This window comes from Labrenzia sp. THAF187b, from assembly GCF_009363375.1.
GTDB classification, from domain to species: domain Bacteria; phylum Pseudomonadota; class Alphaproteobacteria; order Rhizobiales; family Stappiaceae; genus Roseibium; species Roseibium algicola.
Genome location: NZ_CP045344.1, coordinates 1713287 through 1736352 on the forward strand (window position 1 = coordinate 1713287; position 23066 = coordinate 1736352).

23 protein-coding genes are annotated in these 23066 nt (G+C 60.0%); 4 read left to right on the forward strand and 19 right to left on the reverse strand.

Annotated features, from left to right (window positions below):
• The first annotated feature begins 558 nt into the window (after positions 1–558).
• The 3 genes from FIV03_RS07885 (at position 559) to FIV03_RS07895 (ending at position 3812) form a co-directional block, all read left to right on the forward strand.
• The gene (locus FIV03_RS07885) at positions 559–897 is read left to right on the forward strand and encodes a P-II family nitrogen regulator (protein ID WP_006938248.1); all 339 of its coding nucleotides are present in this window, start codon (positions 559–561) and stop codon (positions 895–897) included.
• A 20-nt stretch (positions 898–917) separates the two neighbouring features.
• Positions 918–2282, forward strand: coding sequence for an ammonium transporter (locus FIV03_RS07890; RefSeq protein WP_023002725.1), 1365 nt, complete (start codon positions 918–920; stop codon positions 2280–2282).
• A gap of 309 nt (positions 2283–2591) precedes the next feature.
• The gene (locus tag FIV03_RS07895) at positions 2592–3812 is read left to right on the forward strand and encodes an ammonium transporter (RefSeq protein ID WP_152509169.1); all 1221 of its coding nucleotides are present in this window, start codon (positions 2592–2594) and stop codon (positions 3810–3812) included.
• 88 nt (positions 3813–3900) lie between these two features.
• Here the strand turns inward: FIV03_RS07895 and FIV03_RS07900 are convergent, their stop codons facing one another.
• From FIV03_RS07900 to FIV03_RS07915, 4 genes are all read right to left on the reverse strand, one after another.
• Complete coding sequence (locus tag FIV03_RS07900) at positions 3901–4584, reverse strand: HAD family hydrolase (RefSeq protein ID WP_152509170.1); 684 nt, start codon at positions 4582–4584, stop codon at positions 3901–3903.
• A 70-nt stretch (positions 4585–4654) separates the two neighbouring features.
• Positions 4655–5479 (reverse strand): ABC transporter permease subunit, encoded by an 825-nt coding sequence (locus tag FIV03_RS07905; RefSeq protein ID WP_152509171.1) that lies wholly within the window; start codon positions 5477–5479, stop codon positions 4655–4657.
• Positions 5480–5841: 362 nt separating this feature from the next.
• Complete coding sequence (locus tag FIV03_RS07910; RefSeq protein WP_209009899.1) at positions 5842–6735, reverse strand: cation diffusion facilitator family transporter; 894 nt, start codon at positions 6733–6735, stop codon at positions 5842–5844.
• Positions 6736–6957: 222 nt separating this feature from the next.
• On the reverse strand, positions 6958–7731 hold the full coding sequence (locus FIV03_RS07915) for a DUF1223 domain-containing protein (RefSeq protein WP_209009900.1): 774 nt from the start codon (positions 7729–7731) through the stop codon (positions 6958–6960).
• Positions 7732–8058: 327 nt separating this feature from the next.
• Here FIV03_RS07915 and FIV03_RS07920 point away from each other — a divergent pair, with 327 nt between their 5' ends.
• On the forward strand, positions 8059–9225 hold the full coding sequence (locus FIV03_RS07920; protein WP_209009901.1) for a hypothetical protein: 1167 nt from the start codon (positions 8059–8061) through the stop codon (positions 9223–9225).
• 15 nt (positions 9226–9240) lie between these two features.
• On the opposite strand, the gene FIV03_RS07925 is transcribed toward FIV03_RS07920, so the two are convergent.
• The 15 genes from FIV03_RS07925 to FIV03_RS07995 all read right to left on the reverse strand — a co-directional run bounded on the left by FIV03_RS07925 (position 9241) and on the right by FIV03_RS07995 (position 23029).
• A complete protein-coding gene (locus tag FIV03_RS07925) occupies positions 9241–10173 on the reverse strand; it encodes a diacylglycerol kinase family protein (protein ID WP_152509173.1) in 933 nt (310 codons plus the stop codon).
• A 3-nt stretch (positions 10174–10176) separates the two neighbouring features.
• On the reverse strand, positions 10177–11394 hold the full coding sequence (locus tag FIV03_RS07930) for a glycosyltransferase (RefSeq protein WP_152509174.1): 1218 nt from the start codon (positions 11392–11394) through the stop codon (positions 10177–10179).
• Positions 11391–12623: a cyclopropane-fatty-acyl-phospholipid synthase family protein gene (locus FIV03_RS07935; protein ID WP_152509175.1), complete on the reverse strand. Its 1233-nt coding sequence runs from the start codon at positions 12621–12623 to the stop codon at positions 11391–11393. The genes FIV03_RS07930 and FIV03_RS07935 overlap by 4 nt, the downstream gene beginning before the upstream one ends.
• Before the next feature lie 16 nt (positions 12624–12639).
• On the reverse strand, positions 12640–13575 hold the full coding sequence (locus FIV03_RS07940; protein WP_173013804.1) for a fatty acid desaturase: 936 nt from the start codon (positions 13573–13575) through the stop codon (positions 12640–12642).
• A 57-nt stretch (positions 13576–13632) separates the two neighbouring features.
• Positions 13633–14772 (reverse strand): cyclic nucleotide-binding domain-containing protein, encoded by a 1140-nt coding sequence (locus FIV03_RS07945; protein ID WP_152509177.1) that lies wholly within the window; start codon positions 14770–14772, stop codon positions 13633–13635.
• Between the two features lie 9 nt (positions 14773–14781).
• Positions 14782–15411 (reverse strand): hypothetical protein, encoded by a 630-nt coding sequence (locus tag FIV03_RS07950; RefSeq protein WP_152509178.1) that lies wholly within the window; start codon positions 15409–15411, stop codon positions 14782–14784.
• A 142-nt stretch (positions 15412–15553) separates the two neighbouring features.
• Positions 15554–16672 carry an acyltransferase gene (locus tag FIV03_RS07955; protein WP_152509179.1) on the reverse strand — a complete coding sequence of 373 codons (1119 nt, stop codon included), beginning with the start codon at positions 16670–16672 and terminating at the stop codon, positions 15554–15556.
• A 158-nt stretch (positions 16673–16830) separates the two neighbouring features.
• Positions 16831–17751: an NAD-dependent epimerase/dehydratase family protein gene (locus FIV03_RS07960; RefSeq protein WP_152509180.1), complete on the reverse strand. Its 921-nt coding sequence runs from the start codon at positions 17749–17751 to the stop codon at positions 16831–16833.
• Positions 17752–17914: 163 nt separating this feature from the next.
• Positions 17915–18535 carry a DsbE family thiol:disulfide interchange protein gene (locus FIV03_RS07965; protein WP_152509181.1) on the reverse strand — a complete coding sequence of 207 codons (621 nt, stop codon included), beginning with the start codon at positions 18533–18535 and terminating at the stop codon, positions 17915–17917.
• Complete coding sequence (ccmD, locus tag FIV03_RS07970; RefSeq protein WP_152509182.1) at positions 18532–18714, reverse strand: heme exporter protein CcmD; 183 nt, start codon at positions 18712–18714, stop codon at positions 18532–18534. Before ccmD ends, FIV03_RS07965 begins: the two co-directional genes overlap by 4 nt.
• A 5-nt stretch (positions 18715–18719) precedes the next feature.
• Positions 18720–19487 carry a heme ABC transporter permease gene (locus FIV03_RS07975; RefSeq protein ID WP_152509183.1) on the reverse strand — a complete coding sequence of 256 codons (768 nt, stop codon included), beginning with the start codon at positions 19485–19487 and terminating at the stop codon, positions 18720–18722.
• A gap of 80 nt (positions 19488–19567) precedes the next feature.
• A complete protein-coding gene (gene ccmB / locus FIV03_RS07980; RefSeq protein ID WP_152509184.1) occupies positions 19568–20239 on the reverse strand; it encodes a heme exporter protein CcmB in 672 nt (223 codons plus the stop codon).
• Positions 20236–20850 (reverse strand): heme ABC exporter ATP-binding protein CcmA, encoded by a 615-nt coding sequence (gene ccmA, locus FIV03_RS07985; protein ID WP_353622184.1) that lies wholly within the window; start codon positions 20848–20850, stop codon positions 20236–20238. Before ccmA ends, ccmB begins: the two co-directional genes overlap by 4 nt.
• A gap of 238 nt (positions 20851–21088) precedes the next feature.
• Complete coding sequence (locus tag FIV03_RS07990) at positions 21089–21871, reverse strand: hypothetical protein (RefSeq protein WP_023002746.1); 783 nt, start codon at positions 21869–21871, stop codon at positions 21089–21091.
• 267 nt (positions 21872–22138) lie between these two features.
• Positions 22139–23029: a hypothetical protein gene (locus FIV03_RS07995; protein ID WP_152509186.1), complete on the reverse strand. Its 891-nt coding sequence runs from the start codon at positions 23027–23029 to the stop codon at positions 22139–22141.
• Positions 23030–23066 lie beyond the last annotated feature (37 nt).

Consider the following 23066-nt stretch of genomic DNA (forward strand, 5'->3'; position numbering starts at 1 on the left):
TTATTCGATGTGGCGGCCCTTTCTCTGACGGTTTCGTAAACAGGCGTGCAGCGCCAGTCCTCCACCTGGAACTTGAGGTACGGATTGTGCCTCCGTACCGAGGCGGTAGCTGCTTTCGCGGCGGGCTGCCGCCGCAGTGGCGAGGCACGGCCGTTTGCACTGCCGTAACTTTGTTGACCGGTTCAGGTGCCGCATTTTTATGCGAGGAGCGATTGCCGGTCTTTTGTGCACAATTTTTAACCTCGAAAGTGTGTCGTGTGTAAAAAATAGGCAGAAAAACTGCCTGAAAAGCCGTCATCCCATTTATGCCACAAAGTTGGCTCCGGCGTTTTTTGCACTGCAAAACCGCGGGATTCCGCGAAAGACTCTCCGAAAAAGCCAAGTTGGCACGGTCCTTGATTAGTAAGAGCCGACACCGGCCCGGGGCCACGACACGTGGTGAAGCCGAAGACCTGAGAAGATCCTTCCAGAGGGGGACAGAACCAGGCGCAGTTTCCGGGGTGGTAGGCCGAGCTTCTTCGACGGGAAGGGGCGCTAAGAAGGGGAATGGAACGAGCAATGAAAATAGTGATGGCCATCATCAAGCCGTTCAAGCTCGACGAAGTGCGCGATGCCTTGACCAGCATCGGCATCCAGGGGCTGACGGTGACTGAAGTGAAGGGCTATGGCCGCCAGAAGGGGCACACCGAAATCTATCGCGGCACCGAGTATGCCGTCAGCTTCCTGCCGAAGCTGAAGATTGAAGTCGCTGTGGATGCCGCCTCCGTCGACAAGGTCGTCGAAGTGATTTCCGGCGCTGCCAAGACCGGCCAGATCGGGGATGGGAAGATCTTCGTCCATTCGATCGATCAGGTCGTGCGCATCCGTACCGGCGAAACCGACGCCGAAGCTCTGTGATTTAGGTAAGGAAACGTATCATGAAAAAACTTGTCGCTAAGGGCGCGACGTCGCTGGCTCTGCTGAGCCTTACGGCTCTGCCGGTGCTTGCGCAGGATACCGAGGCTGCCGCTGCAGCTCCAGCCGCAGTCTCTCCCGAGGTTGCCTATATCTTCAATACACTGCTGTTCCTCATCGGTGGTTTCCTGGTCATGTGGATGGCCGCCGGCTTTGCAATGCTTGAAGCCGGTCTCGTCCGCTCCAAGAACGTTTCTATGCAGTGCCTGAAGAACATCACGCTCTACGCCATCGCAGGCCTGATGTTCTGGATCACCGGCTACAACCTGATGTACACCGGCGTTGACGGCGGTTTCATGGGTTCCTTCGGTCCTTACGCGTTTGACGCCGTCGGCGGCGACGCACTCGACACCGGCTACTCCACGGCGTCCGACTGGTTCTTCCAGATGGTCTTCTGTGCGACCACCGCGTCGATCGTGTCCGGCACGCTCGCCGAGCGCATCAAGCTGTGGCCTTTCCTGGCTTTCACCGTTGTCCTGACGGGCATCATCTACCCGATCACCGGTTCCTGGGAATGGGGCGGCGGCTGGCTCAACGGCGAAGCCGTGAAGGCTATCGGCGGCGCTGAGTTCTCCGACTTTGCCGGTTCCACTCTCGTTCACTCCGTCGGTGGCTGGGCTGCTCTGGCCGGTGCGGTTATCCTTGGTGCCCGTAAAGGCAAGTATGGTGCGGATGGCTCCGTGCACCCGTTCCCGGGTTCCTCCATGCCGCTCGCAACCCTCGGTACATTCATCCTGTGGCTGGGTTGGTTCGGCTTCAACGGTGCGTCCCAGCTTGCCATGGGTTCCATCGGTGACGTCTCCGACATCTCCCGCATCTTCGCCAACACCAACATGGCTGCTGCTGCCGGTGTCGTCGTCGCGGTTGTTCTCACCCAGATCCTCTACAAGAAGGTCGACGTGACCATGGCTCTGAACGGCGCTCTGGCAGGTCTGGTTGCCATCACCGCAGAACCGCTTGCACCGAGCGTGTGGGTTTCCGTCTTCGTCGGCGGTGTCGGTGGCGTGATCGTGGTCTTCGCGGTTCCGATGCTCGACAAGCTGAAAATCGACGACGTCGTTGGCGCCATCCCGGTTCACCTGCTGGCAGGTATCTGGGGCACGCTCATCGTACCGCTGTCCAACTCCGACGCTTCCTACGTCACCCAGCTGATCGGTATCGTTTCCATCGGTGCGTTCACCCTGGTCGTAAGCTCGGTGATCTGGTTCGTCCTCAAGGCCACCATGGGTATCCGGGTGTCCGAGGAAGAAGAGGCCCTTGGTCTCGACAAGGTCGAAATCGGTGTGGAAGCCTATCCGGAATTCGGAACCGGCTCCGGCCGCCTCTAAGGCGGCGCCGACAAAAATCTCCCAGGCGGTCTATTGGCTCAGACCGCAAACTTGGAAAGCCCGGGGGCAACCCCGGGCTCTTTTTTTGGTCAGGTGCCCAGAGTTTCTGTTTTTGCCTAAAAAATTTGCGAATGATTATAAAATAATCGATCTACACACTCTCTTCGGTGAAGTCTCCGAAAGTTTCGATTAAAATATCGGCTGATTTCCGGGTCTTTTTTGAGCTTTTGCCCGTTTGGCATGCAGTTTGAATGCTGCGCGCTCCGAAACGCAAAAACAAACGGCAAATTGCCTATCTGGGGGTCAAAAATGAATGAAACCGGGGTCGGGGCGGACGTCTTTTTCGTCCTTGTGGGAGCTATTCTCGTTTTCGCCATGCACGGCGGCTTCGCTTTTCTGGAAGTCGGCACCGTCCGGCAAAAGAACCAGGTCAACGCGCTGGTAAAAATCCTTGTCGACTTTGCCCTGTCGACAGTGGCGTATTTCTTTGTCGGATATGCCGTTGCCTACGGCACCACGTTCCTGGTGAACGCGGCGACCTTGTCAGGTGGTGGTGAAGGCTTCGAACTTCAGGGTCTGAGCCTGGTGAAGTTCTTCTTCCTCACAACATTTGCCGCCGCAATTCCGGCGATCATCTCCGGCGGCATCGCGGAACGCATGAAGTTCTGGCCGCAATGCCTGGCCACCGTTGCGCTGGTCGGCATCGTCTATCCGTTGTTCGAGGGTCTGGTCTGGAACGGCAATTTCGGTTTCCAGGGCTGGCTGGAAGCGACCTTCGGCGCGCCATTCCATGACTTTGCGGGTTCCGTGGTGGTGCATGCGGTCGGCGGCTGGATCGCGCTCGGCGCCGTTCTGCTGCTGGGTGCTCGCATGGGCCGTTACGACCGCAACGGCCGTCCCGTCGGTATTCCGCCTTCATCGCTGCCCTGGCTCGCCATGGGATCCTGGATGCTTTGTGTCGGCTGGTTCGGTTTCAACGTGATGACGGCTGCCTCTCTTGAGAGCATTTCCGGTCTCGTGGCGATCAACTCGTTGATGGCCATGGTTGGCGGAATTCTTGTGGCGCTGGTTGTCGGCCGGAATGATCCGGGCTTCGTGCACAACGGTGCGCTGGCCGGTCTCGTTGCCGTCTGCGCCGGTTCGGACGTCATGCACCCGATTGGCAGCCTGATTGTTGGAGGCGTCGCCGGCGGCGTCTTCGTAATCGGTTTCGAGATCTGCCAGAACAAGTTGAAAATCGACGACGTTCTGGGTGTCTGGCCGCTGCATGGCATCTGCGGAGCGTGGGGTGGTATCGCCGCTGGCTTCTTCGGGCTCGAGGCCCTGGGCGGCCTTGGCGGTGTATCTCCCGTTTCGCAGGTTATCGGTACGGTCCTGGGGGCGGTCTACGCCCTTGGGGCGGGTCTTGCCGTCTATGGTATCCTGAAAGCGACGATGGGTCTGAGGCTGTCTCAGGAAGACGAGCACCGCGGGGCGGATCTTTCGATCCACAAGATCAGCGCAAATCCGGAACACGATCTCGGGCGCTAGAATGGCCTGCCGCGCGCCGGCTAACGGCGCGCGGATCTCTCAGGAGCATTCGGGTTCTGTCAGATTTTTGGATCGACCCAAAACAGCCTCAGGCTGCGGTGCTTTCACTGATCAGCAGCGCGGCCAGGTTGTCGTGGCTGTCGACAACCCGATGTGCACCGGCACCAAGCAGTTGTTCCGCGTGGCCATCGTGACAATGACCGCCGCCGACAAAACCCCAAACCGTCATGCCGGCCGCAAGGCCCGCCTTCACGCCGTTGACACTGTCTTCCACGACGAGCGCGGCTTTCGGGTCCACGCCCAGTTTATCCGCCGCGAACAAAAACAGATCGGGCGCGGGTTTGCCGTTGGTCACCTGCTCGCCTGAATAGATATGCGGCTCGAAATAAGAGAAGAGCCCTGTGTGTTGAAGCTTGTGGGTCAGCCGGTGCAGGCGGGAGGAGGAGGCGACGGCACGAGGGCCGTCATGGGCTGCCAGCAGCTGTTTGATGCCCTTGATTTCCGCCAGTTCGCGGTCGATCCGCGCCTGGGTGGCAGCGTCCAGATCCGGTCCGAATGTTTCAGGCAGCGGTCCCTTGCCAAGGGTCTGGTAATCCACGTCGAGTGCCGCCCAGAAATCCGTGCTGCCCAGGCCCTGGAACCGGTCCATATACTCATGAAGCTCGTACTTCAGGCCGATCCGGGCCAGATGTTCGCGTTCGACATCGACATAGATGATTTCCGAATCCACCAGAACGCCGTCACAGTCGAACAGGATCGCTTCAAATGCCATGGATGAGGTGCCTTTCGGGTCGTTCTGGAAAAATTGGGGCAGGGACCGCCGGTTTCAATGCCGGATGTCGTCAGTGTGAGCCGTCGAACAGGCCTTTAACGACTTGTCGTTGAAACAATATGACAAGCAGGGCCGGAGGCACGAACGCGAGTACCGCCAGCATCAGTCCGCGCAGGCTGGAATTGCCGAAAAACTGCATGCCACGCACCAAGGTGTAAGTGCTTTCCTCCGAAGTAACCATTACCGGCCACAGATACTGGTTCCAGCCATTTACGAACATCACCAGGAACAGGGCGGCCGCTGTCGGCAACGACAGGGGAACTAGAATGTCCTTGAAGAACTTCAGCGGACCAGCGCCGTCGATCCTGGCCGATTCCAGCAGCGCGTCCGGAACCGTCATCAGGAACTGGCGGAAGAACAGCGTCCCAAGGCCGGAGGCGACCAGCGGCAGGATGAGGCCCGCACGCGTGTTGACGAGGCCAAGTTCGACGGTCACGGCATAGGTCGGCAGGAACCGGGATTCCAGAGGCAATAACAGGGTCAGCAGAAGCACGGCGAAGATGGCGCTGGCAAAGCGGACCCGGAAATAGATCAGTGCATAGGCTGTCATGAGGGACAGAACGACCTTCAGGGTCGCAAATCCAGCGCCCAGCAGGAAGGAATTCCACATCATCGACAATGCTGTGACGTCACCGGAAAAGCCCGCGCCGGTCTGCAGAAAGTGTCCATAGTTTTCCAGCGTGCCGCCGCCCAGATCGAGCCTTGGCCGAACCCTTCCGCCCTCATGGGTGGTTGCGGCGAAGATCGAATAGACAGGTAGCGTCATCACAAGGGCGCCGCCGATCAGGATCAGATGATCAAGAAGCTGGGCATGCCAGCGCCGCCAGTTGGGCATATGAGACTGGTTCCTCAAATCGTTCCGAAGTAACCGGGGCGGAAGAGCTGCGAGGACGGAATGCAGATGTTTCGAAGTTGCCGGTTTGGCACGCCAAAACAGTTCCGAATTGAGCATTTGCCCGGTGCTGACCCGTCAGTGAGACGGCGGCGAGGATCGCCGGTTGCAGAGTATTATGGTTAGTCACAGGCAAGGGCAAGCTGGATTTCGGCCAGTCCGTGGGCGCGCCCAAGGGTAGGCCTGGCAAGCAGCATGAGCTGAAAAAGGTGCTGGTGCATGAGGTGCGTTCAGATATCCGGTGTCGTTAAAGATAACAAAACGGCACGTATCGGCCGCTAACGCTATTATTTTTGAACGCTGGCCTAGAGCACCACAATGCCCGAATGCTTGGCTTTGTGTTCCGGCTCGACGTGAATGGTGATCCGGGCTCCGGGGACATCTTCGACGATGGCAATCTCGATCCGGTCGCAGATCTCATGTGCCTTGTCGACGGACATTTCGCCCGGCACCACCAGGTGAAAATCGATGAAGGTGGATTTGCCGGCAATGCGAGTGCGCAGGTCGTGTGCCTCCAGGGCACCTTCGCCATGTTCGGAAATCAGAACACGGATCTTGTCCAATGTGTCGTGCGAGGCGGCCTCGTCCATCAGTCCGCCGACGGATTCCTTGACGAGGCCCCAGCCGGACCAGAGAACGGTGAGGCCGACAAGAACCGCAAGCGCGGGATCCATGACTTTCCAGCCGGTGAGCATCACCAGCACAACGCCGCCCAGAACCCCGACGGAGCTGACCACATCGGTCATCAGGTGCTTGCCGTCCGCAACAAGGGCAGGTGATCTTGCGTGTTTGCCGTATTTCATCAGGTATCGCGCCCAGGCGCCGTTGATGACGGCGGCAAGCAGGTTCATGCCGATACCGGCTGGCGAATATTCCGGACTGTCGCCGCTGATGAAGCCGAGCCAAGCCGCGCGGAAAATCGACAGGGCGGCAAGCACGATCATCACGCCGACGAGAACCGCCGCGAAATACTCAACCTTGTCGTGTCCGTAGGGGTGGTTGCTGTCGGCGGGTTTGGCCGCGAACCAGACGGCTGCAAGCGTTGCGATGGCCGACGCGATATTGACCGTCGTTTCCAACGCGTCGGAATAAAGCGCTATGGAGCCGGTCAGCAGATAGGCGCCGATCTTGAGACCGAGAACGATCAAGCCGAAAACGATGCTCAAAAAGGCTATCTGAAGCCTGCGCTTCAACTTCATGCATTCCCCCAGGACCGATTTGCTTCACCAGACGCCGGCAAAGCAGAGAACCTGACCGGCCACTGGGTCTTGCAAACCGTGCGCCAACAAGGCGTTCACGGTTCAAGGGGTGGCCGAACGGGGCAAGGGGTAGCAGTTTTCTCGGGGGTTACAACCCGGCTTTGAAGCCGGTGGGCTCGTTTTTCAGAGGGAATTGATATTTGGCCACACCACAGCGGCGGTTCATAGACCGCCGCTCTTGTTCATGGTTGCCGCGCCGATGATCCGGCCGGGCCCGTCGGGATTTTCAAGCTGCACGACAACTGCGCAGCGGGCGTCACCTTTCAGCATCAGTTTGGACTTCGGCATGCGGAATGTCTCCTGGCCGCCGGACCACATCCCCATCGGCTGCAGATTGCGCACCACGTTGACGTAACGCACCTTGCGGCCCGCGTTTTCGCCACGGCCGATATCAACCAGAGCTTCATCCTGCATGCGCAGGAAATAGACGGTCGCCATGTTGAAGCCCTTGGGCAGGGAGCCGTTGACCGTTGCCTGGACGACCATGTCGGTAATCTTCAGGTCGATCGTTGCGGTAAAGGGGTCGGTGCGTGCCAGTGCTGCCCGGACATCGCCCTCGCGGCTGCCGACGACGTGTTCCTCGCCGTTGATCACCATTTGCGGGGTGTAGACCGACCGGTCACCGCGCCGCGCGGCATAGGCCCGTTGACGCTGCGAGTTGACGGGACTTGCCAGCGTGTCCTTCCAGCCGAGATAATCCCAGTAGTCTACGGGCATCACCATGGTCAGGACGTTGTTGTCTTCCTGCACCAGCTTTTCCGCCAGCCGATCGGCTGGCGGGCACGAGGAGCAGCCCTGGCTGGTAAACAGTTCGATGACTTTTTCGGGTTGCGCCTGCGCGCCGTTGATTGGCGCTGCCAGGGCAACTATTCCGCCGGTTACAATAAGCGCGGTGCGGAGGGCCTTGCCGGCCCTCCGGGAAAACGATCCCACCATTTGGCTCAATTCCTTGTTCGATTGCCCCTAAAATATGCAATGGAGCACTCAACCGAAAGTCACGAGCGGGTGACTTTCGTCTTAGACGGCCTCATTCGCGCGTTTGTGACAAGGCCTCACCATTTGGCGTGTCAGGCGTCCTGTGGAAAATACGGGCCGAAACGGGCGTTAGCGTTCTGGCCTGTCTGGCTTTCCTGACCTGCGATGGTGGATTGTCTCGGGGGGAGAATCATGTGTTCTGGTGTCTCGCGCCAGCCTGTCGCCTCCTTCGCTTCAGGGCGCTGGCAGATCGTTGCCCGTGGTTCTGGCTGTTGAAACCGGAGACAAGTGCCCCTGTCTGGCGAACGTACCAAAGGTCAAGAGATCCATGACTTTGCGGTTCTGACGAGCGCCGCCCTGCCGTGGATGACCGGACCGTCCTTCATCTCGCTGTGGCACGCCTGCGGGTTGGCTACGCTTGGCTATCGGGTTGTCTATGTACTTCCCTGGCTGGATGAGGCTTCGCAGCAACGGTTGTGGGGCGAGACGCGCTTCGTCGATTTTGACGAGCAGGTCGACTGGCTCCGGACGGAACTTGAAGCATTCGGACCCTACAAATTGCCGGAATGCCGGCCTTATCGGGCAAGGTTTGTGGCAGGCATGGGGTCGATCGTGCCGATGGAAGACGTCTACCGCGCCGCGCCGCCGGCCCGGTGCCTGATCGCGAGTGAGCCGGAGCATCTGTGCTGGTATCCGGTAACGACCGGGCGCAGAGGCATCCGGGCGGACAAGACGATCGGCCTCAGCATGACGGATTATGAAACCTACATCCGCATGTCCGGGCTGCCGTTTCCAAACAGCCTCGCCCGGCTGGTGTCCTTTCTTCACGGCCGCGCCCTGCGGCTGCGCATCGATCTGCCCCTCAGCCTGTCGCCCGCCCTCACCCTGCCGGGTATCACAATGCCTGTGGAACGGGTGACCGGTGTCATGCCCGGTTACGCGCAGGTGCCTCTCGTTACGCAGGAAACCGAAGGGATCTATTTTCTCGGAGCGTTTCTCTGGGAGAAAGGCCTGGACGACCTTGCCCGCATCGCTGCCCGTGCCAAAAGGCCCATCGATGTCATCGGCGGCGGGCGCGATGAAGCAGAGTTTCGTGCCTTTGCACGAGAGGAAGGCGCGGATTTGCGGTTCTTCGGACCGAACCGGCGGTTCTGGTCCGATATCGGACGATACCGGGTGATGGTGAACCCTTCACGCAGCGAAATCCTGTGCACCGCAACCGCCGATGCGCTGGTTGCCGGCCGCCATGTCATCCTGCCGGACTGTCCGGGCAACCTTCCCTACAAGGCCTATCCCAACGCCCATTTCTACACCGAGCTGGAAGGGGCTCTCGAGGCGCTGGAGTATGCGTTGACGACTGTGCCGGAGCCGCCCGTTGCCGCGCGCGAAGACTTCGACTGGATGAGCGCCTGCCGCCGGCTGGTCCATCTTGCCGGGCTGGAAAGCAAAGATTGATCTTAAAGGCTCGTATTATCGCCGGGACACCGGGACGCACAGGCGTATCGGCTGCTCGCAAACCGAGATCTGCGCAGGGGCATGCGCGACGATGTCGCCGTCGGCCTGTATCGGGTCGCCCAGGGGACCCAGGATATCGACTGTTCTGGCCGGCTGTTGGGCAACGAGACCAAGCCGCAGGAGCAGGCCTGCCGGTATCAGCAGAAAGCGTCCGAAGACAGAAAGAGCGCTGCCTGGAGGAAATATCGTTGCGCAAAAAGACGGGTTGGCGAGGTCGCAATTCGGTGCGAGGACAAATGTCCCGCCATATCGTTTGCCTCGGCTGACGATCAGTGTCGCTGCCCTTTCGGGCTCACCGTCCAGCCGGACGTCCACCGGCGGGCAGGTCCATCGCCGCAGTGTCCGGAAAACTTCGATCAGATAGGCGGCCTTGCCGAAGCGGGTCTTGGTGGCGCGGCTGAGATCCGAAACAACCTGGGCGTCCAGCCCGATGCCGGCCATCATCATGAAGCGGTGCCCGTTGACCTGGCCCGGCCGGATCTTAAGGATACGCGCTTCCACAAGGCAGTTCGCGATCCGGTGTGGATCCGTGCCGATGCCGAGTTCGTGCGCCAGCACATTCGCCGTGCCGAGCGGTATGAGCCCCAGAGGCGGCGTCTGCGGGCCGGCTCCCTGGATTGCATCATTGATCGTGCCATCGCCGCCGGCGATTGCCAGGATATCGACGTCGTCGGAAGTCGTTTCCCGAACGAAACCGGCGGCATCGCCCGCCTTTGTCGTGATCAGGATTTCGCTCGTGTGGCCGCCTGCCTCAAGCAGCGCCAATACCGCCTTGAAGCGCTTCTCGCGCTTGCGGCCCGTGCGGGGATTGTAGACGATCCTGATCTTCAGGCTGTGCTCTTGAGGGCGGCTGCCGCCCGTCACAGGGCCCTGATCGTCCTCAGGCATCGGTCAGGCTCTGGACACGTGCCGGGCGCGCGGCAATTCACCGGCCGGCTGCAAGGAGCCTGCTGCCGGAACACGGGAAGCGCCGATGCGGTCCATGATCTCAAGAATGTCGACGGGCGATGTGTTGGCGGCAACCGGTTGCCGCGCCTGGCAGCTCTCGATGGCGGACATGGCCGCCTTGAAACTCTCGCCGAAATCGGAGGCCGTCGAAAAGGCCAGTCCGGTTCCCGTCTTCGTCACGTGGCGCAGGACGGCAGCTTCCTGCGGCAGCGCCAGGCTTTTGTCGAGCAGCATGGATACGCCAAGTGCCATGGCTTCGCTGGTGCTGCCCGGACCCGGCTTGCCGATGAAGAGATCGCTGGCGGAAAGATACTGGGCGACCTTGTCGGTAAACCCGAGAACCTGGACCGGAAACGGCAGGTCCATGGCGCGCAGCTGATCGGCAAGCGCTTCGTTCCGGCCGCAAAGAAACACCGCCTGGGCGTTATGCGGGATGTCGCGCATCGCGGTTGCCAGTTCGATCATGCGCATGCTGCCCTGGGCACCATAGAGCACGGTCACGACAGGTCTGGAAGGATCGAGGTTCAGCGCTTCCCGGCTGGAGCGTTGGGTGGGGTCGGTGAATTCCGGCCGGATCAGCAAGCCGCCCATAGCATGGATCTTGCCGGCAAGCTTCGGCAGTTTTTCGGCATTCCGCAGGGCGTCCTGCGTGCCACAAATTGCGTGGTAGTCGGCCCGGTTGGGAAACCAGACACCTTTCGCCAGCTCTGCCCAGTCCGTGATCATGACTGCGCCTTCCGGCAGCGGGCCTTCCGTTATGCCAGCGCGGTAGCGTTTCAGCGCCTCCAGCATCACCCGGTTGCCGAGCGGCATGACCGACAGCACGATGTCCGGGCGAATGTCCTCGAAATGCCGGGCAAGAATACTGATGGCCGGCGGTTCGCAGAAGACGTAGTTCAGGCGCAAGGCTGCATAAAACAGCCAGCAGGTGAGGCCGGTACGTCCCTGACGCAAGATGACCTCGTTGTAGATATTCTCGCCTGTGCGTGATCCGAAGCAGCTGAAGAGGTCGAGATGCGGGATCAGCGAGGTATAGGGATTTATGAGGCTGACCCGGTATCTGCCGGACCCTTCGAGGCATGCTTTCAGGGCGAAGGCGCTGGCCCTGTGGCCACCGCCTGCATCCGTATAGATCACTGCCACATGGACGGGTTCCGTCATGCACCACCTTCTGAGGATGTACCGGCCGGGGAAGAGCCGGACTTCGGCAGAACCAGATGCTCCCGGGTCATCGGGACATCGTTTTTCAGGCCCCTGGTCATCAGCAGATGGTACAGCCGGTTGTCGCCCCAGCTGAAGGAGGAACTTGCGACTTCCAGATACAGCCGGAAACTTCTGACGAAGGTGTCGTCATACATTTCGCGGATACGGTCGATATTGGCGTCGAAATTGGCGAGCCAGTATTTGACCGTCGGCGGATAGTGCAGCCGGATATTCTCAAGGTCGATCATGTAGAGATCATTGTTGCCGGCAGCCTCGACCATGGTCGTCAGCGGCGATGCCTGAGTTCCCGGGAAGATGTATTTGTCGATCCAGGGGTCGACCGGCCGGGGGATTTCGTTGCCGATCGTGTGGACGAAGGCAAGGCCCTGCGGCTTGAGAATGTGCGCGATCCGTTCGAAGACCGGTGCGATCTGGGCATTGCCCATGTGTTCGACCATGCCGATCGAGGCAACCTTGTCGTAAAGGCCGTCCGCTTCGCGGGCGTCCTGCAGGCGGATCTCGATCTTGTCGGAGAGGCCGCGCTCGGCGATCTTCTGAATCGCATAGTCGCGCTGTTCTGCCGAAATGGTGAAGCCTACGCCCGTGATGCCGTAGTTTTCGGCGGCATACATCAGGAAGCCGCCCCAGCCGCAACCGAGATCGGCAACATGTTCGCCCGGCTTCAGGCACAGCTTGCGGCAAACCAGTTCCAGCTTGTTGTTCTGTGCTTCATCCAGCGTGTTGTCGGGCGAAGTGAAATAGGCGCAGGTGTAGATCATGCCCTTTCCGAGCAGGATCTCGTAGAAATCGTTGCCGATGTCGTAGCTGAAGGAAATGTTCTCGCGCGAGCGGGCAATGGTGTTGCGTGCGCGCAAGAAGTGGAAGGCCAGTTTGATCCGCAGCATCAACGACATGGGCCGTTCCGCGAAATCGATGGCAAAGCCCAGGTAGAAGAGCTTCTTGATGTCGCCTTCCACCTCGATATCGCCCAGCATGTAGCTCTCGCCAAAGCCCATGAAGGCATCCGAAAGCACCCTGGAGAGAGCCCGCTCGTTCTTGAAATGCAGAATGAACTCGGGCTCGGTCCCGATGGAGAAGCCGGTTCCGTCCCAGTAGCGGACCTCGAACTGCGCATCGGGAGAGGCCGCAGACATGGCTTCTGCGAGCTGGCGGATAACGTCTTTCATCGGCGGGCTTTCTAAATCAATGAAGAGAATTTGCAGGACGGCGTTTGGGTCCGCTGATCGCAGTCCAAAGCGAAATGATGCTGTCCCGGTACTCGGGAATGGTGCGCTTCAGCTCCTCGTGGAGCGCGGGCAGATTGTGATAAGGCACCCCGGGATACATGTGATGCGCCGTATGAAAGCGGAACCCGACCGGCTGCACGATCAGGGCCAGCGGAGACTCGATCGTGAAGCTGTCGATCATCTGGTCTTCCCGTCCGGAGGTTTCGGCCAGGCGTTCCAGTTCATGTTCCAGCGGAATGCGCGCGGTCAAAAGCGCCCAGCCCAGAACCAGGACGGCATAATAGAAAGGCAGCGCCGCGGGGAAGAAGATGATTGCAGCAATGAAGAGCGCGAGCGTGACCCGGGCATGCCGGCTTACTTCGGCCTGCTGTTCCGATGTCAGGGTGGAGCTGAGCGAAAAGCCGAGTTTCTCCGTCGCCCAGCGATCGAGCGCAGCTTCGACCCGGAACGCACCGAGCGCGGCGGTCACCGTCATCAGAAGGTTGGTAAAGGGCACCACAAAGGGGATCACGAGCAGAACCATGGCCATGGCAAACGCATTGCCGCGCACCAGCGGGTATTGCGGATCCTCGGGCGTTCCGAAAATGCCGAGCCGATGATGGGCCAGATGAGGCAGTTGAAACCGAAGCGGCGGAACCATAACGATGAGTGCCACGGTCCAGGTGTAGAGCGCCCGGAAACCGCGCAGCTTCTCGTCCTTGATGTGAACGATTTCGTGGCAGAAAAGGCCCGCGCGGTGCAGGCCGAATGTCGCCAGCAGCCAGGGCAGGATAACCGTCGGCCAGGAGGCGTTCAGACCCCACGCAAACCCGACGACAAAAAGCGCCAGATAAAAGCAGAAATCGCGATAATAGATGGCTGGTCGCGGTATGAAATAGTCACGGGCAATCATGTCGTTCCAACCTGCAGCGATAGGGTCGAGCAAGCAGCACTAGCTTAGGCTTGCGTCTCAGATCAAGCCTGTATTGAAGGCCGCGACACCCATCATGTAGTGAATCAGGATCACACCGGCGATGTTCTGATGCCTGATGTAGATCCAGCCGAAGATAAATCCGGTGCCGATTGTCATCAGCACGGCCGGAATGCCGAAATGAAGGTGGAACATTCCGAACAGCACCGAGGCGAGAAGGACCGACCGCCATTTGCCCTGGTCTCCCAGGAAACGCTGGAAGGAAGACTGCAGAAAGCCTCTGGCGATGATTTCCTGCAGGGCGCTGTGAAGAAAGTAGCTCAGCGTGCCCAGCAGGTTGAAGGGCAGTGGCTTGCCGGGCAGCGCGCCGAAATATTTGAGCACTGCCGCCAGTCCCCAGGCAAAGATGCAAAGCCCGACCGAAATGATCGCGCCCTCGATCAGGGACTTCTTCAGGCCGACGGTTGTCAGCCCGAGCGCCGAAATCGAGATGCCCATGTGCCGGATGACAAAGAGGCTTGGCACCATCAGGATGGCGAGATACTGCCAGGCGAAGACTTCGGTATAGACGTCCACGTTGACGATCGTCCGCGCCAGGACGTTGTTCACCAGCGTGCCGATGGACATCATGATCAGCGAATAGACGAAAAACTTGCCGAACTGCTGCTGTTCGTTCCGGAGGTCCAGTTCACGCTGCAGGGCCGCGACATGCTCCTGCGTGGAGGCGCGCATGCGACGTGTCACGAAGGACGCCAGAGCCCCCTTGAACTCTGCAAGCCTGGCTTCGCCGTCGGCCAGTTCGAGGATCCGCTCCGGCTCGATTTCAAGCACGGCACCGGCTGTTTCGGCACGCACGGTTGCAGAGCGTGGTTCACCGTCAAGAAGTGCCATTTCGCCGAAAGGCTGCCCTGGCCCAATTTCCGCAACACGGTGGTCCGAGGCTGTTCCGTCGCCCTTGCGATAGATGCCGAAGGTGCCTTCGAGAACGATGTAGAGCCCGTCGCTTGTCTCGCCCTCGACGATGACGTCCTGATGCGCCGCGACCGGCACCCTGCGCGAGGCCGCCCGCACCGCATCGGCGACCCGCTGCGGCATGAACTCCGTCATCCGATGAAAGATCGTTTCAAGATCTTCCGTTTCCTGGACCTTTTCTTCAACGGGGATGGAAGCCGTGCGCATGGGGTTACCCTACCTCGTGGTCCTGAACCAGCGGCCGCCGAAATACAGAAGCACGACGATCGGCATCAGCAGGACATGGTAGCTGCCATAGAGGCCAAGACCCCAGAAGCCCGGGCTCTGCATCGGGATCATCGCTGATACGCCCAACGTGAGAAGGATGCCGGCGATCATCGGCAGCGTTCCCTTGTTCTGGCGGAACCGGACAACGCTCAGCACCAGCAGGAATATCAGGCCGGCGGAATAATAGAGGATCACGGACAGAAAATCGTCGGAGGTCAGGATCATGAAGACCGGCCAGAGTGCGCCCAGGACGCCGGCAGCCACAAATCCCTGGCGAAGCGGCGAGGACAGATACTGAAAGCTGGCCGCGACGATCATGCTGAGACTGCCCAGAACGATGACGATGCGCGTTGCGATAACGAGCGGACGGTGCGCTTCGTGACCGATTGTTTCGAAGAACCCGTGGTCAATGGCACCCAGCATCGAGGCAAGTCCGATCAATGCCAGTGTCAGGCTCCAGATCCAGGCGGGCGAGAAGGTCTGAATGCCTGGACGCAGGCTCAGGCCGGCGAGAAAAAACAGCACGCAGGCAAGGATTACATCAGTCAGGGCGGAAAGGACGAGTTCGGAAAGCAACAAGAATACTCATGGTTGGCGCCAATCTGACCGGTGGCGGCTGGCGGTATCCGGCCTGAAATTGGCCGGTTCACCGCAATAATCCGCGGTCAGCATTGAGATAATGTTAAGCGGTTTGCCGCCGCGAGACGCGGATTCTGACGGGTCAGGACGATGCCTCGTTCGGTGTTGGTACGGACCGCTTTCCCTTGACCCACGATTTCAGCGCGCGCTCCGCCGGCATCTCATAAATGCGGTAGAGGAAGATCGAAAACGCTGCCGTAATGCACAGCGATACCGGAAAGAAAATGATATCCGCCGGTATGGACGGCCTGAGGAAGATGTTCATCAGGTGAAGCGACGGCTGGTGAACCAGGTAGAAGGCGAAAGAGGCATTGCCGAGAAGCACGAGCGGGCGGGTTGCAAACACCCGTGTGAGTGCGGCGCCTTCCGTCAGATGTGCATAGAAGAACAGTGTGATGACCGGCAGGTAGAACAGGGAATAGCGGAAGGGATCCGGGACATCCGGTGCCAGCCACATCGCCAGGAACAGAAGAAGATAGCTGAGTGGCTGCACTGCGCCGGGCAGCCGGACGCCGCGACGCCAGACCTCATGCAGAACCATGCCGACCAGAAACTCCAGAATTCGGAAGCCGGGAAAGATATAGAACAGCCAATGCGAGAACGGGTATTTGCCGAAGAAGATCACATCGCCCAGGAATACCTGAACCAGCAAGGCGGAAACGAACACCACCACACCGAGCCCCAGGGTCACCGCCACGAGCTTTCGCGGTGAAAACGCGACCAGGCCGAAGAAGCACACATAGAAGAACATTTCATCCGACAGCGACCAGGACGGTGCGTTGAGAGAGAAATAGATCGAGGAGACCGGAATCCAGCTCTGCAGGTAGGTCAGGTTCAGAACCGTCTTGATGACGCTGAATTCTTCCGAGTAGATCGCCTCGACCTGCATGATCGAGAAATAGAGAAACGGCAATCCGGTGAGGAAATGCAGCGGTGTCAGACGGGCAATGCGCAGCAGGAAGTAGTCGCGAAAGGACATCGCGCCGGCAAGGATTCTCGTCTTGTAGGATTGCGTCAGCACGAAGCCGGACAGGATGAAGAAGAACGAGACGCCGACATAGCCCTGTTCGGCGATTGTCCTGACGAAGTTGCCGCTGGTATCCCAGCGGAAATGAACGCCAAACACCAGCAAGGCTGCGAAGAAGCGCAGTCCGGTCAGTTGTTCCAGTCGAACCTTTGCCGCGCTGTCGGTCACGTTCATGCGCAAATCATCCCCTCGATTGACCCGGGGACACTAATGACCGCAGGTTTCCGGGGAATCTATGCCAGCGTCGGTTTTATTATGGGTAAATGAACTGATGCGGCGGGTCCGATTCAGTCAGTCGAAGATCTTCTGCAGGTTCCCGCGCCAACGGCACATCAAGGTGCGCTGTGCTGCTTCACCCATTCCCACGTTTCTCCGATGCCCCGCCGCAGGGGAACGGCAGGCTGCCAGCCGAATGTCGCTCGTGCCCTGGCAATATCCAGCACCACCCGTGGCACATCGAAGTTGCGGCCCGGCTTGTAGACCGGTTCCAGGGTGCGACCTGTGGTCTGGCCGATGATGTCGACGATCTGCGAGATGGACGTGCCTTCGCCGCTTCCGGCGTTGAAGCAGCCGGACGCGCCGGAGGTCAGGGCGCGATGACACAGGTCGGCAATGTCTTCGACGTGAACGAAGTCGCGCACGACGCTGCCGTCCCCCCAGATTTCGATGGGGGCGTCCTCCGCCACCTTGCGCAGATAGGTTCCGATCACGCCCAGAAGGCCGACCTGTGCCTGGCGCGGTCCATAGATGTTCGCCGGTCGCAGGGCGACGAACTCCAGCCCGTGGAGCTGTTGTTCCATGCGCAGGTACTGTTCGATCGCCAGCTTGACGATGCCGTAGGATGAGATCGGGTTCAGCGGATGATCTTCCGGCACCGGATCCTTTGTCGGGATGCCATAGACGGTGCCACCGGAGGAAAAGAAGACGAGTTTCCTCGTTCCGCTTGCCCGCATGGCTTCCAGAAGACGAACCGTGGGAACAAGGTTGCCGGAGATGTCGGCCGCCGGATCGAGGTTCGAGGTCGAGGGAACGGTCGTGCTGGCCAGATGCACCACCGCATCCACACCGGACAGGGTGTCGGCAAGCCGGTGATGATCGGACAGGCTGTGGAAGACGTAGTCGACACCGGGAAGCGGCGGCCGGTACAGTTCCGGCCGGGTGTCCATGACCCGCACCGACAGGCCTTGCTGAAGGCACTTGTCCACGACATGAGACCCGATGAACCCGCAGCCGCCGATCACAAGTACTTTCAAGACGGGCCTCTCCGGAATCGGCTGAAAAAGATGATCCGGACTTTAGAACGGCCCCGTGGCGATTTGTAAATGGGGCTTCGCCGGTTCGCCGTTGTCACCGCAAACAATCAGCGGGGACAATGGCCTGCGCAGGTGACTGGCAGGCACCACAAGGTTGGCAAGATCAGGATTTGTTGCCGTCCATGATCTTCTGCAGTTCCGGCAGGAAGACGTCGTAATAGGTTTCGGGGCTCAGCGGACCAATGAACTTGTACCGGATCGTGCCTTCCCCATCGACGACGAAGGTTTCCGGCACACCGTAGACACCCCATTCGATCGCTGTGCGGCCAGCGGTATCTGCGCCGACGCGCTGATACGGATTACCGAGACTACCCAGGAAGCGGCGCGCGTTTTCCGGCTTGTCCTTGTAGTTGATACCGAGAAGCTGGATGCCCTCGACCTTTGCCAGCTCTTCCAGAAGCGGGTGCTCCTGGCGGCAGGGCACGCACCAGGATGCAAACACATTGACGACGGAAACCTTGCCGATGAGATCCTGACGGGAGAACCCGGCAACGGCGGTGTCACCATCGGTGAGGCCTTCAACCGGCGGCAGGTCGAATTCCGGCGCCGGCTTGTTGATCAGTGCGGAGGGAATTTTCTGCGGATCGCCGCCGAGGGTCAGCTGAAACAGGAACAGGGCGGCGAGCGCTGCAAACACCACCAAGGGCAGCAGCACCAGAACCGGGAAACCGCGTTTGGCAGTCTGCTGCCCGTGCCGGCCGGCACCGGTATCGTGGGACGTCATGAGCTTGCTTTTCCTTCACCGGCCGGCCGGGCGCGGGAAATGCCCCGGGCGGCCAGGTCCTTGAGGGCTTTTTCCTGTTGGGCCTTGTCGATGCGCACCCAGGCGATCAGTCCGATGACCGTGAGCAGGCAAAGGCCGTAGGACGCCCAGATGAAGCCAGCGTGTGGGCCTAGATCCATGAGAATTACTCCGCAGGCTGAGCCGTGGCTGCCGCTGTGCCCGGCTGGGCAGCGCTGGCTGCGCGCAGGCGCAGGGCACGCACGCGGCGGCGCAGGATCTCGTTACGCATTGCCATCAGGTGCAACACGAAGAACAGCAGCGTAAAGGCGATCGCCATGACCAGCAGTGGCCAGAGAATGTCCGGATGAATGGTCGGGCCGTCCATGCGCATGACGCTGGCCGGCTGGTGAAGCGTATTCCACCAGTCGACCGAAAACTTGATGATCGGCAGGTTCAGCGCGCCGACAAGCGTCAGCACGGCTGCTGCCTTGCCGGCCTTGATCGGATCTTCCATCGTGCGCCAGAGCGTCATCAGGCCGAGATACATGATCAGGAGGACCAGGACCGACGTCAGTCGCGCGTCCCAGACCCAGTAGGTGCCCCACATGGGCTTGCCCCAGAGCGATCCGGTCACGAGTGCCATGAAGGTGAAGGCCGCGCCGATGGGGGCCGCACTCTTGGCGGAAACATCCGCCAGCGGGTGTTTCCAAACAAGGGTGCCAAGTGAGGACAGCGCCATGACGGAATAGCACATCATGCTGAGCCAGGCGGCCGGCACGTGAATATACATGATCCGCACGGTGTCGCCCTGCTGATAGTCTTCAGGCGCAACGAAGAAGCTCATGTAGAGCCCGGCGGCGAACGCAATGACGCACAAGCCGATAAGCCAGGGCATAACCACCTGGACCAGCCTCAAAAATCGCGTCGGATTTGCATAATCCCAAATTGCCATGGAACCGTTCTAATCTAGAGCGTTGTCCGCTTCAATGGACGAGTATGCCGCAGGGTGCATTGCGCGGTGTCAAATTGCCGTCAATCTCCTGCAAACCTGAGCGCCGCGGCAGCGGCAAGCGGGCCGATCACCGCCGCAATCAGCGACAGCGAACACAGGATCAGGAACGGCGTCAGAAACGGCACGGGATCATGAATAGCGGCATCCGCGGCACTGACGCCGAAAATCAGCACGGGAATGGCCAGCGGTATCACCAGTACGGCCAACAAAAGACCGCCTCGGCGCAACGAGACGGTAAGGGCCGCGCCGATGGCGCCGATCAGCGTCAGGGCCGGTGTGCCGACCAGCAGCGTGAGCGTGACGGCACCCGTGGCGACGGGGTCGAGATTGAGAAAGATGCCGAGCAGGGGGGCGGCGATCACCAGCGGCAGACCCGTTGCGACCCAGTGCGCCAGGCACTTGATCAGCACCAGCAGTTCCAGCGACCGTCCGGCCATCAGCATCAGGTCCAGCGTGCCGTCCTCCCGATCAGCCTGAAACAGCCGGTCCAGCCCGAGGAGCGTCGCCAGAAGCGCGCCGATCCACAAGATGGCAGGACCAATGCGGGAAAGCAGGTTCAGATCCGGACCGACGCCGAAGGGAATGACGGTGACAACGGCCAGGAAGAACAACACACCGACAAGCGCGCTGCCGCCGACGCGCACAGACAGCCGAAGATCTCGCCAAAACAGCACAACAGCCCAGGAACTCATGCGGGCAGATCCTCCTCGTGCAGCGAAACGGGATCAGCGGTGCGCAGATGCAGGATCTTGGTTCTGGCAAGGGCCAGATCGGTGTGGGTAGCGGTTATGATCATGCCGCCGGCGGCCAGATGTCCGTTCATCAGGTCCAGAAGCTGGCCTTCCGACGCCTTGTCGAGCGCCGACGTCGGCTCATCCATCAGCCAGATCGGCCGTGGCGTGACCAGAAGCCGGGCAAGGGCCAGGCGTCTCGTTTGGCCGGCGGAGAGAAATCCTGCCGGCAGGTCTGTCGTGTGGCCTATGCCGAGGAGATCAAGCGCGGTCTCGGGAGACATTGCCGTTGCGCCAAAGACAGATGTCGAAACCGGTGAAGTGAAGCCTTGCCAGAACGTCAGGTTTTCCAGCACGGAAAGCGCTGCCTTGACCGCGTTCTGATGGCCGAAATAATGGGCGTGTTCAGCCGGCGACCGATCGGCTTCTCCCTGTTCCAGCCGAAGTGTGCCGCCAGCCAGCGCGACAAGACCTGCCAGCGTCCGCAGCAGTGACGACTTGCCGATGCCGTTCGCGCCCGTCACGACCAGCGCCGTGCCGGAGGGAAGATCAAAGGACAGGTCCTGAAACACCCGGCGTCCGCCGCGATCGATGGTCAGGTTTTCGGCAATCAGTCTCAGGGGAATGCTCCGGCGGCAGGTTGGGTTGAACCTTGTTAGTTGGCCGCACTGTTATGATGCAAGGAAAATTCCCCGCCTTGTCTTTGCTCAAAGACAAAACACCCGGGGCTTGCCCCGGGTGCTGTGGTGTCCGGACCCGCTTGCCGGACAATTTCAAAAAGCAGCGCGGTTTGCCCGCGTTGCAGGGCAATCAGTCGAAGACAGATGCGATCTGGTCGACGCTGACGCCTTCCTTGATTTCACGCAGGCGCGCATAAATCAGTGCAACAAGGATACTCAGGAAACCTGCGCCGACTGTGGAAATGGCAGCGAACAGGATGATGCCGATTACCATGCCGATGCTGCCGGCCGAGGCCACGAGGCCGACGACGAACAGAGCGACGATGTTGATGATGGTGGCACAGATGATGGCCAGAACCAGCGCACCCAGGATCGGCCAGCGGTATTCCTTGGTAAGATACTTGCTGCGGCCAAGACCGCCGAAGCCGGCGCGTTCGATCACCACGGCCGGTGCCATGACGGCGAATACCGCATAGACCCAGAGGCCAGGAACGACCAGCAGGACCAGGCCGATACCAACCAGGATCGAGACGACGATCGAGAGGATCGCCAGCGGCACGACAGCACTCAGGGCCGGACCGAAGTAACGGCCAAGCTGTACCGGGCGCGACAGTTTCGCGTCATAGGCAAGCTGCACCAGAAGCGCGGTGGTGATGGAATAGACCACCATGCTGACGAGGATCGACAGCACGTTGGCAACAGCGCTGCCGGGGCCGGTGAACTCCTGCGGCTGGATGCCGAGTGCGGCGCCGAAGCCGACCAGCAGGCCGGAAATCAGGAAGCCGATCAGGTTCGGCACGAAGCCGACGATGACGACCTGAATGAAATGCTTGAGGAGGATCGAGAAGCTCTCGCCGATGATGGAGCCAACGCCAAGGGAGGCCGTGGGCTGGCTTAGGGTCGTGTCGGTCATTCAATTGCTCCGTAAAACTTCCAATAGTTTTTTCAAAAGTGGTTATCTAATTCCAGCCCACATACCAACGAACGCTGCCCGCCAAACGGGAGGAGCGACGATCATCCGCCTGAAGCCGTGGACTGTCCGAAAACCGGTAGATCCCGATCGCATGAGCATCTTGCCCGCCCTCTGCTGAAGACAGTCACTCTTGCGATTTTTCACCATAAATCCTTCTGCAGCAGGTCACAAGCGGGGCCGAGCGCGGAAGTTCAACCCTCCTGACACTCAGTCGAAGACATCGGCGACCTGGTCAACGCTGATACCTTCCTTGATTTCGCGCAGTCGCGCGTAAACCAACGTGGCAAGAATTGCCAGCGGTCCGCTTGCCAGCGCGTTGGTTGCGGCAAAGACGGGCAGGGCCCAGACGTAACTTCCCTCACGGGCGAGAAGCTCCACTGGAAAGGCGCCGGCAATCGTGACGGCCAGCGAGCAAAGCCAGACCGGCAGCAGTGCGCCGGCAATCTGCCAACGATAGGTTTTCGTCAGCGCCCAACTGCGGCTCATGCCGCTGAAGCCAATCCGTTCAATGACGACAGCGGGGGCCAGAACCGAGAAGACCGAACATCCCCACAGGGCGACAAAAGGCAGAACCGCAAGCGCCGTGATGGAAATCAGGGTCGTATTCACGAAGATCGCAATGAAGACCACCGGCAGCGCAATGCACACGAAGATGACGACCAGCAGCCCGTTTTGCAGGCAGATCGGTGCGCTGGCCTTGAGGGCCGGCAGCAAATAGCGGGCAATCGAGATCGGACGGTTCAACCGGGCGTCATAGGTCAGCTGGGCGAGAAAGGCCGCAGTCAGGGCAAAAACGATCACATCGACAAAGGCTGTCGCAAGGTCGACGAGGCCGGCCAGGTCGCTGGTGTCGTCCGTTTCCAGATTGAGGGCGGCATCGACGCCGACAAGCGATCCAGCCAGCAGAGCGCCAAGCAGGCTGACTACAAAACCGATCGCAAGGACCGGCACAAGATTCCGGATCGTGATGGAAAAACTGGTTCCTATCAGCGCGCCGATCCCAAGGGACTGCCGGACTTGGCGCCCCTGTGGCCCCCCGGACTGGCCAACCCGATCAAGGAAATAGGCTCTGAGGCTATGATTGTCCTGTTTCTGCAATCTGGCTGATCCACTTGATGACTGGAGCCGGAGAGGG

Coding starts and splice junctions, on each gene's coding strand:
- ccmD (WP_152509182.1), bottom strand. CDS start 18,714: ATGGATCTAGGCCCACACGCTGGCTTCATCTGGGCGTCCTACGGCCTT.
- FIV03_RS07935 (WP_152509175.1), bottom strand. CDS start 12,623: ATGAAAGACGTTATCCGCCAGCTCGCAGAAGCCATGTCTGCGGCCTCT.
- FIV03_RS07915 (WP_209009900.1), bottom strand. CDS start 7,731: ATGGTGGGATCGTTTTCCCGGAGGGCCGGCAAGGCCCTCCGCACCGCG.
- FIV03_RS07930 (WP_152509174.1), bottom strand. CDS start 11,394: ATGACGGAACCCGTCCATGTGGCAGTGATCTATACGGATGCAGGCGGT.
- FIV03_RS07975 (WP_152509183.1), bottom strand. CDS start 19,487: ATGGCAATTTGGGATTATGCAAATCCGACGCGATTTTTGAGGCTGGTC.
- FIV03_RS07990 (WP_023002746.1), bottom strand. CDS start 21,871: ATGACCGACACGACCCTAAGCCAGCCCACGGCCTCCCTTGGCGTTGGC.
- FIV03_RS07925 (WP_152509173.1), bottom strand. CDS start 10,173: ATGCCTGAGGACGATCAGGGCCCTGTGACGGGCGGCAGCCGCCCTCAA.
- FIV03_RS07945 (WP_152509177.1), bottom strand. CDS start 14,772: ATGCGCACGGCTTCCATCCCCGTTGAAGAAAAGGTCCAGGAAACGGAA.
- FIV03_RS07890 (WP_023002725.1), top strand. CDS start 918: ATGAAAAAACTTGTCGCTAAGGGCGCGACGTCGCTGGCTCTGCTGAGC.
- FIV03_RS07885 (WP_006938248.1), top strand. CDS start 559: ATGAAAATAGTGATGGCCATCATCAAGCCGTTCAAGCTCGACGAAGTG.
- FIV03_RS07940 (WP_173013804.1), bottom strand. CDS start 13,575: ATGATTGCCCGTGACTATTTCATACCGCGACCAGCCATCTATTATCGC.
- FIV03_RS07900 (WP_152509170.1), bottom strand. CDS start 4,584: ATGGCATTTGAAGCGATCCTGTTCGACTGTGACGGCGTTCTGGTGGAT.
- FIV03_RS07955 (WP_152509179.1), bottom strand. CDS start 16,672: ATGAACGTGACCGACAGCGCGGCAAAGGTTCGACTGGAACAACTGACC.
- FIV03_RS07910 (WP_209009899.1), bottom strand. CDS start 6,735: ATGAAGTTGAAGCGCAGGCTTCAGATAGCCTTTTTGAGCATCGTTTTC.
- FIV03_RS07905 (WP_152509171.1), bottom strand. CDS start 5,479: ATGCCCAACTGGCGGCGCTGGCATGCCCAGCTTCTTGATCATCTGATC.
- ccmB (WP_152509184.1), bottom strand. CDS start 20,239: ATGAGTTCCTGGGCTGTTGTGCTGTTTTGGCGAGATCTTCGGCTGTCT.
- FIV03_RS07965 (WP_152509181.1), bottom strand. CDS start 18,535: ATGACGTCCCACGATACCGGTGCCGGCCGGCACGGGCAGCAGACTGCC.
- FIV03_RS07895 (WP_152509169.1), top strand. CDS start 2,592: ATGAATGAAACCGGGGTCGGGGCGGACGTCTTTTTCGTCCTTGTGGGA.